Genomic DNA, 15,358 nt, shown 5'->3' with positions numbered 1-15,358 from the left:
GAAAGCAATTTAAGGCAGCAAATTTAAGCATCTATTCTCAGCGGCAAGAGGAGAGGTTTTTAAAAATTAAACGGCTTAAATGCAAAATCACATCCTGAAGCATAGCAAATAGCCATAAAGTGAAATTTATCTACTAATTAAAATAATATAAAATAGTATTATTAATTGATTATCAATTTTTTATTATTCATTTTTTACTTTATGAATTGCTTCTGTATTATGCTGAATATAAAGCGAGCATTAAGTTTATATTTACGCTAATTTATTTACTTAAAATTACTAAATAATCTATGTAATGTATTTATCTACAATTATATTTAAAATATTAATCAGAACTAATATAAATAGCCTATAGATATTATCATGTAAAAAGTGGTAACTAAAATAGATAGCTGGAAAATTTTGAAATGATTGATTAAAAAATGACCGCAGTTAGAATTAAATGTGAAATAGATTTTATTTTCAGCTTCCCTCATCCCTCTTCTGAAAAGATTGTTAGTTTAAACGGTAAAAGGTTTTAAGCAAGTTCTTGGCTTTTAGCAGAAAAAGAATTAAGCGCTAAATCAGGTTTAACGATTCTCAAAAAAACCGGTTCCGAGAATTTTAGATGTGAAGGATTGATGGGTTTCAAAAATTTAACTTCTGCCGGGAGCTCAAGGCCTGGTATATTTTTTTCAAAAAAAAATTTTATCATCACATATTAGTTTTATCTGGCATAATATTTTGTCTAAAAACTGAACATGAAAAAACTTCCTATCATTCTTTGCAGCATTTTTCTTTTCGCGCTCATAAGTTGTTCAAGAAAACGGATACCGCAAAAAACGCCGGCAACCACTTTCGATACTTCTACCACAAAAAATAATAGCCAGCCTGTTTTAGTTGATTCTGCAAAAACTGCAGATTCCGGAAAAACGATTAACGATGCGGCGGCAAGAGTGATGGTGGTGGCAGACGGATACGGAAGGCTTATTACACAACAACAGAATTTGCCTGAGGACAGCGGAATCAGTTATGACAACCTGCAACTTTCAAAAGGTTTTACAACCCAGCAACGGGCTAATATGCAGGCACGTTATAAAACAATTCCGCCGCGGGTGCTGTATGTTCCGCAGCCATATGTGCGCAGCTCTTTAAAAGGCAGCTACTATATCTTTAAAAACAAATTCTGGTATTGGAAAAAGCCAGACGGACTGTTTTACCTTGATGAGAAATATTACCTGTAAATAAGTTTATGAACCGAAGCCTGCTGGCAATGCAGTAAACAAACCAAATAAATGAGAAAATTTTGGGTAGCAGTTATTAACTTGCATTTCAACATTTTAGAATTAATGGAAATATGCCGGAAAGACCAGAAATGGTTATAAATTTTCGGCTGTTTAAATAAATTTCTGATTGCTTGCAACACAGGCATTATTGTTTATAAAAGCAATTAAACATTAAGTGCAGGGCTTAAATAACTATTAATAACACCATAATTAAACTTCTGTTTGTTGGAACAAGATATACAAATATTGGAAGGCCTTAAAGGTGAGTACGCAAAACGCACCAGGTATGAACAAATACTTTATAGACAATACGTTTATTTTATTGATGAAGGCGCCAGAAAATACAATTTAAACAATGATGATAGCTTTAGCGCTTACAGCGATACCATACTTTCCGCCATACATAATATTGTAAATGAAAGGTTTGACGGCCGCTCATCGCTGAAAACCTATCTGTACCAGATTTTTTCCAATAAATGTATTGACCTGATACGAAAAAACACGACTAATAAGCATCAGGTACATAAAACAATGCCTGTGGCAGACGCAATGAGCCAGTTACCGGACAGTACAAGAACTGTGATTGATGGGCTAATAACCAGTGAGTTAAAAGCAACTGTGCGAAAGCAGCTTGATGCAATAGGGGAAAAATGCAGGAAGCTTTTACTGATGTTTGAAGACGGCCTGACAGATAAAGAAATTGCAGCAATCCTGTCGTACAATACAGCGGCGGTAGTTAAAACCACGCGGTTGAGGTGTTTGGATAAGCTCAGGGAAAAAATACTTAATTAGCTTAGGATATGGTTATTGCTCAGCTATTAAAACAGATACTCTAAACAAAATATAATTATGCCAGATAACCTGGAATATATTGAATCTTATTTTCGACAGGCATTAAATGCCGAGGAAAAACAGGCTTTTGAAAAAAGGTGTGAAACAGATGAGGCTTTCGCAAAAGAAGTGGCCTTCTATATAGTTACCCGTGAAACTTTGCGCGAAGATTTGCTGGCAAAAAAACAGCAGGAATGGAAAACATTAAAAACGGAGGAAGAAAGCGCCCCTGTTATTTCCATCTCTAAAAAATCAACCTTAAACAAATGGATCATGTACGCGGCAGCAGCCTGTGTGCTGGTGGTAGCGTCTATGTTCCTGTTTGAAATGCAAAGTTCACCGCAAAGGCTTGCTTCCCAATACATCAATAATATAGATTTAAGCCAAACCATGGATGCTTCGCACGACAGCCTGCAGCTTGGCATTGCAGCTTATAAGAATAAAGATTATACCAAAGCATTAGGTTATTTTGAAGGCGTTACCAAACAGGATGCTGCCAATAGCGATGCCAAAAAATACACAGGCTTAACTTATATACAATTAAATAATTACGATAAAGCTATTGAGCAGTTTGATGCATTGGCCAATATGCAAGGCCTTTATTATAACCCGGGAGATTTTTTAAAAGCCGTAGCCTTATTAAAAAGAAATAAAGCTGGTGACGAAGCAACAGCCAAAATATTACTGCAGAAAGTGGTAAATGAAAACGAAAGCGAAAAAGAAACTGCTGAAGAATGGTTGAAGAAGTTTTAGCAATGTGATTTCCATTTGATCTGATTAGCTAACACCCAAAATATAAATTATGGATCAAACTACTATTCAAACTATTATACAAGGAGCTATACTTATTACAGTAGTTTATATAGCGGCTAAAACTACCGGTGGCGGAGATAAACCAAAAAATCCTCCCACTACTGATAGCTAAGAAAAGCACCTCATACATTCCATAGCAAATTAAAAGAGCAATAAGCTTTAGCTTATGTATTATAATGCCATTCCTATTTGCAAGAGCTTTAGCTTTTTAATTATTGTAATATCTTCTTTTACATTAAAGACGCAAGCTCAATGCGCCGAACGAGATTTTTTAAATAAAATATCGGTTATTGATAAAAGTACCAAGCTAAATGATGCGGAAAAATTAGCGGATTATTATGCGCTTAAAAATCTTTTTAACAGCTGCAGATGTCAACCTGATTCCATTTATGCAGCTATACTTTTGAAAATTGGTTATTATGAAGTTAACTGCAATAAAAACTTTGACATTGGAATTGCGATGGCTAATGAAGCGCTAGCGGCAATAAACAATAAAAAAGGTTCAAAACACCTCACAATAAAAGCGTATTATCACTTAGCTGCATATTATTACCAACTTTCATTATTTGATAAAGCGATAAAATATTTCGACGGCACTATTTTGGCTGCAAAAATTTTTCCCAACACCTTAAATTATGTCATACAATCAAGATTATACAAAGCCTATATATTTTTCCAGGCCGGGGATTATCAAAAAGCAATAGAAGAAAGCACATCGGGTATATATGCCTCTTTACAAAAAAGAGATTCTACATATTTTTTGGAACTATTAATACAAAGGGCCCAATCACTTTATTATGAAAACAACTTAACAGAAGCTTTTACTGATGTAAACACAATAATAAAGATATCCGGAGAAAATAATGCTTTATATGAATTAGCATCGGCACAAAAAATAAAGGCTATAATTTTTCAGAGAAAACAACAATTTAAAGCTGCCGATTCACTATTTAAAAAAGCAATTGCCATAAGGATTAAAACTGGAGACCTTGACCAGGTTTCCCGTGATTATCTCGACTATGGAAACTTTTATACAGACAGTTTACATTATTATGAAAAGGCAAAGTTTTGCTATTTCCAAACAATAAATTATGCAAAAAAAGTAAATGATTCTGCACTTCTTGCAAAAGCCAATACAAACCTTGCAGAACTTTATCTAAAGCAAAATGATTTTTTTACGGCATCTAAATATGTCCAAAGAGCTTTTGCATACTTAAATGCCCCGGTTACCAACCTTAATAAAAATCCAACGTCATCAGATTTATACAAAACCGGTATTAATGAAACGATAATTGTTCTCATTAATAATAAAATAGAATTACTATTAAAAACTTTTGCAGCAAAAAAGGATAATAATTTATTAAAGGCCTGTATGCAAACATGCCTGGTCATGGATACTATCATAACGAAAATGCGAAAAGAACAAACGGGCGATGAGAGCAAATTGTATTGGAGAAATTATACAAAAGATTTTTATTCAAATGCTATTAAAACCAGTTTCCTGGGTAACAATGCTGATGCAGCTTTTTATTTCATAGAAAAAAGCCGTGCTGTATTACTCAACGATAAATTAAACGAACTCAATGCAGCTTCTTATCTCTCAAAAAACGATGCAACCAAACAGGAAGATTATGAAATAAGGATCATTGAGTTACAGCAAAAAATGTCAGTATTATCTGATACATCTAAAAAATACCAGGCTTTACAGTTAGAGCTGTTAAATATCAAAAACGATTATGAACAATTCATTAAATCGCTCGAACAAAAATACCCGGTGTATTATCAATATAAATATGCAGATAGTGTTCCAACATTAGAAGCGTTTCAATCTTACCTTGCAAAGAACAATCAAAGTTTTGTTCATTATTTTTTTGCTGATACAGTTACTTATATACTGGCAGTAACTGCAAATAAAACCCGCTTTATTAAGCTTTCACAACAGGAGTTTAACAAGAATGATCTTACCAATTTTCTGCAGTTTTGTTCTGATAAAAAAGCGCTGAATAATAATTATCAAACTTTTGCTTTATTATCCAATTCAATTTATAAAAAAATATTTCAGCCATTGGATTTGCCCAAAGGCCGCATTATAATATGTACAGAAAATATAGCTATTCCGTTTGATGCATTATGCATCAATAGTTCAGGAAAAGATTTTTTGCTGAACGATTATAGTTTCGGTTACGTGTATTCTGCCTGCTTCTTAATGAAGCAATTCAACAACCCGCCTGCCAAAGGAAATTTTATCGGCTTCGCCCCTGTTTCCTTTAATAAATCGCTCGGCGTTGTTGATTTAAAAAATGCTGCAAGCGCGTTAAATATATCTGCCTCTTTTTATAAAAATGACAAACTTTTTACCCATACATCTGCAAGCCGCCATAACTTTTTTTCTTACGCTCCCTCCTATTCCGTTGTAAGCATTTTCTCCCATGCTTATGCTGATACCACAGAAAATGAGCCCGTACTTTTTATGCAGGATTCTTTGATTCATTTATCAGAGCTACAAACATTGAACAACCCGGCAACAAAGCTTGTGCTCTTAAGCGCCTGCCAAACCAATGTGGGCAAAAATGCTACAGGCGAAGGTATTTACAGCCTGGCAAGGGGATTTGCAAGTGCAGGCATTCCTTCGGTTTCGGCAACTTTGTGGAAAGCGGATGAGCAAACGATATATGCTATTTCAGAAAAATTCAATCAATATTTATCTGAAGGGATGACTAAAGATGAGGCACTGCAAAAAGCCAAATTAGATTTTATACAAAACAACAGCAGTGAAAAAACGTTGCCTTATTATTGGGCGAATATGATACTGATTGGAAATGCGGATGCGATTCAGCTCCAGCCGAATTATTCCGGTGCTTATTTATGGTTAGCGGGTTTATTGCTTATACTTATACCTGGGGCTTTCATCATTAAAAAGAAAACCTTTAAATAATTTATAAGATCATACACCGATAAATTTGATAACTTGCTTCCCCTATTTGTATTAACCACGACTAATAGGTAAAATTCAAATATTAAATCAAAACACCAGTTTTATGGCAAAGACAAAAACAAAAAAAGATGTGATCGTTCAACCTACGGCAAGTGCGGCAAGTGAAACCGCTCCAACAGGGACAACAAAGCAAACCAAGCCCAAATAACTTTATTAATAACACTCTTTTTAATTCCCGGGCAGCCTCATAAAAAATTTGTTCTGCTGTTGTACGGCATTATATTAAATTAGGCCAGTTTTACTGACAATTTAATGTGATGCTGTACAGGTATTTGATTGCATACTTATTTACTTCTTTTTTTCTTTCAGACTTAGAGAGCCAAAGCCTATCCAAGCCTGAAATTTTAAATAAAGTTTTTGCTATAGAGGATAATTCATCAATCTCTGATAAGCAAAAATTAAAGGATTTTTATGTGTTGGAAAAAGCTGCATCCAGATCTCTAAAAGATAAGGATTCTGTTTATGCGTGGATATTATTAAAAATAGGGAAGTATGAATATATTGTCAATCACGATTATGACAGTACTATAAAATTTACAAAGGCAGCCCTGCAGGTTAATAACGCCTCTAATACAGGATCATCCATATATTTAAACATCAATGCTTTTTTCAACCTTGGCTCTGCTTTTGAAACCTTATTATCCTATCCACAGGCATTGAAAAACTATGATAGTTCAATCAATCTTGCTTCCAAATTTATAGATACTAACACTTTTGCCTTAGATGCAAGAACAGCAAAAGCTAACATTTACTTTTCTTCAGGAGATTATCAAAAAGCTGTTGAGGAAAGTATAAAGGGCGCACATTTGGCTGAAATCGAAAATAACACATCTGCAAAAACGAATTTTTTAAATATGCAGGCGCAAGCTTTGTTTTTTCAAAATAATATTGAAGCAAGTTTGCCCATTGCTTATGCGGCCTTAAATGCATCAAAAAAAATTAATGATGCATTTGAATTAGCAACAGCTTATAAAACCCTTGCGTTAATTTACAATAATAAAAAAGTATTTGATTCTGCAAAATACTATTATAATGAGGCTATCAATTACAGATTAAAAACAACTTCCTATTCAAACATTGGTGCGGATTATAACGAGTTTGGAAATTTTTATAATGGATTAAGCGATTATAAAAATGCTGCAAAATGCTATGAGCGGTTTTTATATTATGCAGGAAAAATAACAGACCCTGTTGATCGTTCAGTCAAATTATCATTTGCCTATTTAAACTATGGAGAGTCTCATTTTAAACAAAACAAGCTAACCGAAGCTGGGAATCTGTATCTAAAAGCAATGAACACTTTAAAATTTAATGTTTCGGGCATTTTACAAAATCCTCCCATCAATAAAATAAGTGTATTTGGCAACAGGGCTGAATTGATTATAACTTTAATGAAAAACAAAACTGAGCTATTGCTTGAGGAATATCACCGGAATAATAATACGGCCTATCTTAAGGCCTGTATTCAAACGGCGCTTGTTACCGATTCTGTCATCACTCAAATACGACATGAACATATAAGTGAACAAAGCAAGATTTACTGGCGCGACAAAACAAACCAGTTTTATGCAATTGCAATTGAAGCCTGTTATCTCGATAAGAATCCATCGCTGGCATTTTATTTTTTTGAAAAAAGCAGGGCGGTTTTATTAGGTGATAAACTCAATGAATTAAATGCCACTGCTTATTTGCCGGAAGCGGAAACAAAGCGAGAAGAAAGTTATCAGTTTAAAATTGTAGAACTTGAACAAAAGCTTGCTGCCTTAGACGAAAAGGATAAAGAGTTTCAAAACGTACAATTACAATTACTAAATGCAAAAGATAATTTCGAGCATTATATAAAATCGCTGGAACAAAAATATCCGCTTTATTATCAATATAAATATGCCGATGAAGTACCAAAGCTTGAAACATTACAAACGTTCCTAAGCAAATCAAAACAATGTTTTGTGCATTATTTTTTCAGCGATTCAGTTTTATATGCATTGGCAATAAAAGCAGACAATGTCAATTTTCTTCGAATACCCGCCGCTAAAAATATTAAGAAGCAGATTGCCACATTCAGCGAATTATGCGCTGATAAAAACCGGCTCAACAGTAATTATAATCATTTCATCAACTTATCTAACTCACTCTTCGCATCAATCTTTCAACCTTTGAATTTGCCACACGGCAGAATAATAATTTGCACTGATAATAGTTTAATTCCATTCGAAGCTTTATGTTCAGATAATAACGGCAAATCTTTTTTAATTAATAACTACAGCTTCGATTATGTTTACTCAGCAGGGCTTTTAATGCAGCAGTTTAAAAACAGCGCAGCCAAAGGCAGTTTTATAGGATTTGCTCCGGTATCTTTTTCAAATGATCTTCATGTGCCTGCGCTTCAATATGCAGACGCTGCAATGCAGGAATGCGCGGGTTTCTATAAGAATGTTCTATTGTTTACCTATAAAAATGCGACAAGAAATAATTTTTTTACTAATGCTTCCAATTATTCAATCATCAATATTTTCTCCCATGCAAGTGCTGATACTTCAAGCAACGAACCGGTTTTACTTATGTGGGATTCCGTTATTCATTTATCAGAATTACAGCTCTTAAATAACCCGGCAACGCAATTGGTTTTACTAAGTGCCTGCGAAACAAACGTTGGCAAAAATGCAACGGGTGAAGGCGTTTATAGCCTGGCAAGAGGCTTTGCGGCGGCGGGCATTCCGGCAATAGCCGCCACGCTTTGGAAAGCCGATGAACAATCCATTTACAAAATTTCAAAAAAGTTTAACCAGTATTTATCTGAGGGCATGAATAAAGATGAAGCGCTGCAAAAAGCCAAGTTGTATTTTATTAAAAACAGTGGTAAAGAAAAACTGCTGCCGTATTACTGGGCAAATATGGTGTTAATAGGAAACACAGATGCTGTGAATGTGGACGCTGCAAATCATAATTATATATGGTGGATTGCTGTTGCAGGCATTGCAGTAGCATTTCTCCTGTTTTATATCCGGAAAAGGTTCCCACAAAAAAAGGGTTGAAAATTTTCAGCCCTTTATATAGATCTTTCGAACATTCTTAAATTTCAAGCAATGACTTGATTGGATCTTTTGGATACAATAACAATTCAGGGTTTTCCAGTAATTCTTTCACACGCACCAAAAAGCTTACACTTTCTCTTCCATCAATTATGCGGTGATCATAACTTACAGCCAGGTACATCATCGGCCTTATTACAACCTGCCCGTTTATGGCAATCGGTCGCTCCTGAATTTTATGCATGCCCAGTATAGCGCTTTGTGGCAGATTAATAATTGGCGTGCTCATTAAGCTGCCAAACACGCCGCCATTGGTTATAGTAAATGTTCCACCCTGTAAATCTTCAGCGGTAAGTTTGCTGTCTCTCGCCTTACCCGCAAGCTCAATTACTTTCTTTTCAATATCAGCCATGCTTAAACTTTCCACGTTGCGTATAACCGGCACGGTTAAACCACGCGGCGTGCTTACAGCTATGCTTATATCCGCATAATCATGATATACCAGTTCATCGCCATCAATATAAGCATTAACAGCAGGCCATTCATTTAATGCAATAGCACAAGCTTTTGCAAAGAAGCTCATGAAGCCAAGGTTAACACCATGTGTTTTATTAAAAATTTCTTTGTATTGTTTGCGAACTTCCATGATGCGTGTCATATCCACTTCATTGAAAGTAGTAAGCATCGCCGTGGTGTTCTTCGATTCAACCAGGCGGCGGCTAATGGTTTTGCGCAGATTGCTCATGCGTTCCCTGCGTTCATTACGGCTGTTTAATTCCTGGCCTTTAAATGGTTGTTTGGCTGGATGAGACAAAGCTTCCAGCACATCGCTTTTTAATATCCTGCCGTTGCTGCCGGTAGGTTTTATATCAGATGGATTTACTTTTTTATCTGCAATTATAGCTGATGCAACAGGTGTTGCTTTTACATCTGCCAATGGCTGTTGCCCAGCAGCCGCAGGTTGTGGTTTTTCTTCTTTCTTTTCCGTTGATTGTTGACTATTGACTGTTGGTTGTTTTGCCGGCGCCGCCACATCAGTATTTATTGTGGCAACCACATCGCCTATTTGAATTACATCACCTTCTTTAACTACTTGCGTCAATTCACCAGCCTCTTCCGCATTTAATTCAAACGTTGCTTTCTCGCTTTCCATTTCAGCAATCACCTCATCACGTTCAACAAAGTCACCGTTATTTTTGGTCCATTTTAATAAAGTTACTTCGCTGATAGACTCTCCTACTGTAGGAACTTTCAATTCTATAATACCCTTTCCTGCTGCAGGTTTTGTTTCTGCAACTGGTGCGGGTTTTTCTTCTGTAGTAGTTTCTTTTGGCTGAGGTGCTTCTGCCTGTTCAATTACTTCAGGGCGCTTTAAACCGGTAGCCGTTGCGGCTGATGATGCATCGGGGGCTTTTGCTTTTTCATCTATATTGGCAAGCACGGCGCCAATGTTCAGTGTATCGCCTTCGTTGGCAATAAGTTTTATAACACCGCTTTGTTCGGCATTTACTTCAAACGTTGCCTTTTCACTTTCAAGCTCTGCTATTACATCGTCGCGATCAACATATTCACCATCTTTTTTCAACCATTTTAGTAAGGTTACTTCGCTGATAGACTCTCCTACTGCCGGAACTTTTATTTCAATCATAAGCCCTCCGTCTCCCTAAGGGAGTGTTTTATATTTTTATTTTGAACTGTTCAAAGATATTAGTCATTTTCGAAAACTCCCTTTAAGGCAAGGGTTTTAAATACTAAATGCAGTATCAATTATCTGCGCCTGTTCCTGTGCATGCACTTTTGCATAACCGCTGGCTGTGGAGGCGCTGGCGCTTCTGCTTATCACCCCATAATTGATATTCTTTAAATTCATTTGAAGGAATGATGCAGCACCCATATTAAGCGGTTCTTCCTGCACCCAGAACCATACGGCTTTATTGTATTTTTTATACAACTCATTCAATTGCTTAACCGGCAAAGGGTAAACCTGTTCAAGGCGGATGAGTGCAATATCCTTGCGGTTATCTTTTTGTTTTCTTTCCGCCAGTTCAAAATATAATTTACCACTGCAGAACAATACTTTCTTTACCGATGATACATCTGTAATGGCGGCATCATCAATTACTTCTTTAAACCCGCCCTGGGTAAATTCATTTATATCACTGTAACTGCCGGGGTAGCGCAGGTAAGCTTTTGGAGAGAAATTAATAAGTGGTTTGCGGAAATTCCAGGCAAGCTGGCGCCTTAAAGCGTGAAAAAAGTTGGCAGCCGTTGTAATATTCGTAACCACCATATTTAGCTGTGCACACATTTGAAGATAGCGCTCCATGCGGCCGCTGCTATGTTCAGGGCCCTGGCCTTCATAGCCATGCGGCAGCAACATTACAAGGCCGTTCATGCGATTCCACTTCTGTTCGCCGCCGGCAATAAACTGGTCGATCATCGTTTGTGCGCCATTACTAAAATCGCCAAACTGTGCTTCCCATAAAACAAGTGCATTTGGATTGGCAAGCGCATAACCATACTCAAAACCCAGCACGCCATATTCACTCAGCAGAGAATTATAAATAAAGAATTTTTTCTGCTCTTCGTTAAAATGATTGAGACGGTTATAAGACTGATCTGTATTCTCATCGCGCAGCACTGCATGACGGTGGCTGAAGGTGCCGCGGCACACATCCTGCCCGCTCATACGAACAATGTTCCCTTCGGTTAATAAAGATGAATACGCTAATAATTCGCCGGTGGCCCAGTCAATCTTCCTTTCGTTTGTAAACAATTTAATTTTTTCCTGGAGCAGTTTTTCAACCTTTCTTAAAGGATGAAAATCTTCAGGCCATCTCATCAGCCCGTCAAATAAAAATTTCAATTGCTCTTCACTAATGGCAGTAACCGGTGACGCATTGAAATCTTCAGGTGTTGCCTTTTTCAGGCTGCGCCACCATTCTTCCGGCTGCTGGTACCTGTAAGGTAGCGGGTTCTGTTTTACTTCATCAAGGCGCTCCTGCAAATCTTCCCAAAACTTTTTCTCCATGCCTTTTGCAAGCTCCTGTGCATCTGCCTCACCATGTTCTATCAGGTATTTGGTATAAACCTCCCTGGGGTTTGCATGCCCGTCAATAAGTTTATACATATGTGGCTGTGTATATTTCGGGTCGTCTCCTTCGTTATGGCCATGGCGGCGATAACAAACCATATCAATAAAAATATCCTGGTTAAACTCCTGCCGGTAACGCGTGGCAATTTCAACGCATTTAACCACAGCTTCAGGATCATCGCCGTTTACATGAAAAACAGGCGCCTGGATGGCGCCGGCTAATGAAGTGCAGTAATCTGAGCTTCTTGCATCATCAAAATCGGTGGTAAAACCAATTTGGTTATTGATTACAAAATGAATGGTGCCGCCGGTATAATATCCCTTTAAATCACTCATTTGTATCACTTCATATACAATGCCCTGGCCAGCAACGGATGCATCGCCATGTATAAGTATGGGAAGAATTTTATCGTATTCGCTGTTGTATAAAATATCGGCTTTAGCCCTTGCAAAACCCACCACAACAGGGTCAACAGCTTCCAGGTGCGAAGGGTTAGGCATTAATTTAAGGTGAACTTTTTTACCGCTTTTTGTTTCTACCTCGCTGCCAAAACCCATGTGGTATTTCACATCGCCGCTGCCCATTGTCTGGTCGAGCTTGGCCGTGCCTTCAAATTCGCTGAAGATTTGTTCATACGTTTTGCCTAAGATATTGGCCAGCACATTTAACCTTCCCCGGTGCGCCATGCCTATCACTACTTCTTCCACGCCATGTTCTGCCCCGATTTGAATTATTGAATCCAGCGCCGGTATAGTGGTTTCGCCGCCCTCCAGTGAAAACCGCTTCTGGCCCACATATTTTGTATGCAGGAATTTTTCAAACATTACGCCCTGGTTAAGTTTCTCCAGGATTCTCTTTTGAGTTTCAATGGGAAGCGGGTTTACAAATTTCCTTTCCACTTCGTTCGTAAGCCAGTCAATTTGCTTTTGATCGCTGATATATTTAAACTCAATACCCACATGCGAAGCATAACAGGCTTTAAGATGGCTTAAAATATTACGCAACGTTGTTTCGCCCAAACCCACCAGGTTTCCCGCCTGGAAAGTTTTGTCAAGATCAGCTTCGCTGAGCCCAAAAAAAGCAAGGTCAAGATTGGCATGGCGGTCTTTCCGTTTGCGTATAGGATTTGTGTCGGCAATAAGATGGCCTTTATTTCTATAGCCGAGAATAAGCCTGTACACACGAATTTCCTTCATCCAATCTGTTTTGGCTAACGGATTAGAGGTTAAGGTTTCAGTGGTTTCCACAGGTATTAAAACTTCAGTAGTATCTATAGCACCTGCAGCGGAACTTGTGTGTTTGCCATTTCCGTTGGCATTGCCGTTTGAAACGGCAAAATCAAATCCTTCAAAAAATTTCTTCATTTCAGGATCCACGCTATTGGGATCCTTTCTAAAATCCTGGTATAAACTTTCAATATATGCCGGATGCGAGCTCGTGATGTATGAAAAATCCTTCATGGAGGCAATTTATCGAGGTTTTATATAATTAGAATGCAAATATCGTTGATTTTAACAGGAGATAGATGAAGTTAATTTTCTAAATAACAGGTTAAAAATTAATTAAGAACGCGTTTTTATAGTGCCCGCAAATAGTTTTGAAAGAAATTAAGTACTGAAACTTGCTGATAAAACCTGCTAATCCCTTACCTTTGCCGTCCGAAAAAATTATTATGGCAAATCATAAAGCTACCAAGAAAGATGTGCGCCAGGCAGCAAAGCGCAGGGAACGTAACAAATATTATGGCAAAACTACCCGTAATGCCATTCGCGATTTAAAGGCTTCTGCTGATGAAAAGGCATATGGCGAATCGCTTCCCTCCGTTGTTTCTATGATTGACAAGCTTGCAAAAAAAGGTGTTATTCATAAAAACAAGGCAAGTAATCTTAAGCGCAAACTTTCAAAGAAAGCAACAGCTACAGCTTAAATATTGCTGTTAAAAGATATACCAATAAAAATCCCGCATTGCTGCGGGATTTTTTTATGGTTAAACCTAACAGGTTTAACTTGACACGAAACCTAATCCTAATCTGCCAGGTAACCAAACCTGCCCTTGTTATAATCGTCAAAAGCCTGCATAATTTCTTCCCTTGTATTCATTACAAACGGCCCGTGTGCAGCTATCGGTTCATTAATAGGCTCACCGCTTAAGACCAAAACAACCGCATCCTGAGCTGCTTCAACCGTAAATGTTTCGCCGTCATTTTTAAACAGTACGAAATTATCAGGCGCAACTTTTTCCGTACCATTTACAATAATGCTGCCTTCAATTACCAGTAGCGAAGTATTATAGTTTGATGGGAAATTAAAGTCTGCAGAAGAACCTTTTTTTATTTTAGCATTCAGCAGATTAACCGGTGTAAAAGTGCTGGCAGAGCCTTTTACATTTTTATAAGCGCCGGCAATTACTTCAATTTCACCGCTATTATTTTCAAGATAATAACGATTGATATTTTCATTTGAAAGCGCCTGGTATTTAGGCCTGCTCAGTTTATCTTTTGCAGGAAGGTTTACCCACAATTGCACCATCTGGAAATCACCACCTTTTTTACTGAAATTTTCTTCGTGATATTCTTTATGCAAAACGCCTGATGCTGCCGTCATCCATTGCACATCGCCTTCTTTAATTATGCCGCCGCCGCCACCGCTGTCGTTATGCGCCACACTGCCTTTGTAAGCAATTGTTACAGTTTCAAAACCACGGTGCGGATGCACACCAACACCTCTTGGTTTATCTGTGGGCGAAAAATAAAATTTAGAATTATAATCAAGCATGATGAACGGAGACATCCTTTGCATAGTCAATCCACTTGCACCGGGAATAAAATTATGCACCCTGAAACCATCGCCCACATAATGTGCGGTGCCGGGTGCGATTATTGATTCTATTTGTTTTGTTGCCATAGTAAAAATTTTATGGCACAAATTTACCAGGAGCCACTGCCTGCGGCATTGATGTATGATAAGAATGAGGCTGAGCTGGCGCTAAAAAATAGCAAAGGGAAAAAATGTCTGGGTGGGATGCTAATCTTAAAAGTGATTACACAAGCAATTTTACAGAGAACAAATCCAACTGGAAAATGGCATCCTGATTTTTTGGGATAGAAATTTGATTACCGCAACGACAATACAAAAAACGAAAGCGGTAAGTATTGAAAACCAAGCAGCAATTTTTTTTGGCGCTGCGTATAATATCAGTAATCTTTGTGTTACATGCAAGTTGTTTTAATCTTGGGCATCAACAATTCTACTCAGCTTATGTATTTGGACACAACGCACTTTTTTCGACACAACGGCAACAGTAATTCTACTCAACAATTTTCTTCA

General features: G+C 37.4%; 11 protein-coding genes. 8 read left to right on the top strand and 3 right to left on the bottom strand.

The features are described from left to right. The first annotated feature begins 740 nt into the window (after positions 1-740). The 6 genes from ACTHN6_RS09130 (at position 741) to ACTHN6_RS09105 (ending at position 8,939) form a co-directional block, all read left to right on the top strand. Positions 741-1,223 (top strand): hypothetical protein, encoded by a 483-nt coding sequence (locus ACTHN6_RS09130; RefSeq protein WP_440435446.1) that lies wholly within the window; start codon positions 741-743, stop codon positions 1,221-1,223. Positions 1,224-1,490: 267 nt separating this feature from the next. After that, positions 1,491-2,057 carry an RNA polymerase sigma factor gene (locus ACTHN6_RS09125; protein ID WP_440435445.1) on the top strand — a complete coding sequence of 189 codons (567 nt, stop codon included), beginning with the start codon at positions 1,491-1,493 and terminating at the stop codon, positions 2,055-2,057. 57 nt (positions 2,058-2,114) lie between these two features. Further along, on the top strand, positions 2,115-2,849 hold the full coding sequence (locus tag ACTHN6_RS09120; protein ID WP_440435444.1) for a tetratricopeptide repeat protein: 735 nt from the start codon (positions 2,115-2,117) through the stop codon (positions 2,847-2,849). A 49-nt stretch (positions 2,850-2,898) separates the two neighbouring features. Further along, on the top strand, positions 2,899-3,021 hold the full coding sequence (locus ACTHN6_RS09115) for a hypothetical protein (RefSeq protein WP_440435443.1): 123 nt from the start codon (positions 2,899-2,901) through the stop codon (positions 3,019-3,021). A gap of 291 nt (positions 3,022-3,312) precedes the next feature. After that, on the top strand, positions 3,313-5,844 hold the full coding sequence (locus tag ACTHN6_RS09110) for a CHAT domain-containing protein (protein WP_440435442.1): 2,532 nt from the start codon (positions 3,313-3,315) through the stop codon (positions 5,842-5,844). A 473-nt stretch (positions 5,845-6,317) separates the two neighbouring features. Then, positions 6,318-8,939 carry a CHAT domain-containing protein gene (locus ACTHN6_RS09105; protein ID WP_440435441.1) on the top strand — a complete coding sequence of 874 codons (2,622 nt, stop codon included), beginning with the start codon at positions 6,318-6,320 and terminating at the stop codon, positions 8,937-8,939. A 37-nt stretch (positions 8,940-8,976) separates the two neighbouring features. Here the strand turns inward: ACTHN6_RS09105 and odhB are convergent, their stop codons facing one another. Together odhB and ACTHN6_RS09095 are read right to left on the bottom strand one after the other, a co-directional pair. Then, positions 8,977-10,584 (bottom strand): 2-oxoglutarate dehydrogenase complex dihydrolipoyllysine-residue succinyltransferase, encoded by a 1,608-nt coding sequence (gene odhB, locus ACTHN6_RS09100; protein ID WP_440435440.1) that lies wholly within the window; start codon positions 10,582-10,584, stop codon positions 8,977-8,979. A 96-nt stretch (positions 10,585-10,680) separates the two neighbouring features. Beyond that, complete coding sequence (locus tag ACTHN6_RS09095; protein WP_440435439.1) at positions 10,681-13,491, bottom strand: 2-oxoglutarate dehydrogenase E1 component; 2,811 nt, start codon at positions 13,489-13,491, stop codon at positions 10,681-10,683. 212 nt (positions 13,492-13,703) lie between these two features. Here ACTHN6_RS09095 and rpsT point away from each other — a divergent pair, with 212 nt between their 5' ends. Further along, entirely contained in the window at positions 13,704-13,958 is a 255-nt protein-coding gene (gene rpsT, locus ACTHN6_RS09090; protein ID WP_440435437.1) for a 30S ribosomal protein S20, read from the top strand. A 98-nt stretch (positions 13,959-14,056) separates the two neighbouring features. Here the strand turns inward: rpsT and ACTHN6_RS09085 are convergent, their stop codons facing one another. After that, a complete protein-coding gene (locus ACTHN6_RS09085) occupies positions 14,057-14,935 on the bottom strand; it encodes a pirin family protein (RefSeq protein WP_440435436.1) in 879 nt (292 codons plus the stop codon). A gap of 12 nt (positions 14,936-14,947) precedes the next feature. Between ACTHN6_RS09085 and ACTHN6_RS09080 the strand changes: the two genes are divergently transcribed. Then, positions 14,948-15,136 carry a hypothetical protein gene (locus ACTHN6_RS09080; RefSeq protein ID WP_440435435.1) on the top strand — a complete coding sequence of 63 codons (189 nt, stop codon included), beginning with the start codon at positions 14,948-14,950 and terminating at the stop codon, positions 15,134-15,136. The last annotated feature ends 222 nt before the right edge of the window (positions 15,137-15,358 follow it).

The organism is Parafilimonas sp. (genome assembly GCF_051953455.1).
GTDB lineage: Bacteria > Bacteroidota > Bacteroidia > Chitinophagales > Chitinophagaceae > Parafilimonas.
Note: the sequence above shows the minus strand (reverse complement) of the source record. Positions and strands in the feature narration are given on the sequence as shown.

Bases quoted from the DNA above. Each gene is read 5' to 3' on its own strand.
- ACTHN6_RS09130 (WP_440435446.1), top strand. From the start codon at position 741: ATGAAAAAACTTCCTATCATTCTTTGCAGCATTTTTCTTTTCGCGCTC.
- ACTHN6_RS09120 (WP_440435444.1), top strand. From the start codon at position 2,115: ATGCCAGATAACCTGGAATATATTGAATCTTATTTTCGACAGGCATTA.
- ACTHN6_RS09115 (WP_440435443.1), top strand. From the start codon at position 2,899: ATGGATCAAACTACTATTCAAACTATTATACAAGGAGCTATACTTATT.
- odhB (WP_440435440.1), bottom strand. From the start codon at position 10,584: ATGATTGAAATAAAAGTTCCGGCAGTAGGAGAGTCTATCAGCGAAGTA.
- ACTHN6_RS09095 (WP_440435439.1), bottom strand. From the start codon at position 13,491: ATGAAGGATTTTTCATACATCACGAGCTCGCATCCGGCATATATTGAA.
- rpsT (WP_440435437.1), top strand. From the start codon at position 13,704: ATGGCAAATCATAAAGCTACCAAGAAAGATGTGCGCCAGGCAGCAAAG.
- ACTHN6_RS09085 (WP_440435436.1), bottom strand. From the start codon at position 14,935: ATGGCAACAAAACAAATAGAATCAATAATCGCACCCGGCACCGCACAT.
- ACTHN6_RS09080 (WP_440435435.1), top strand. From the start codon at position 14,948: ATGGCACAAATTTACCAGGAGCCACTGCCTGCGGCATTGATGTATGAT.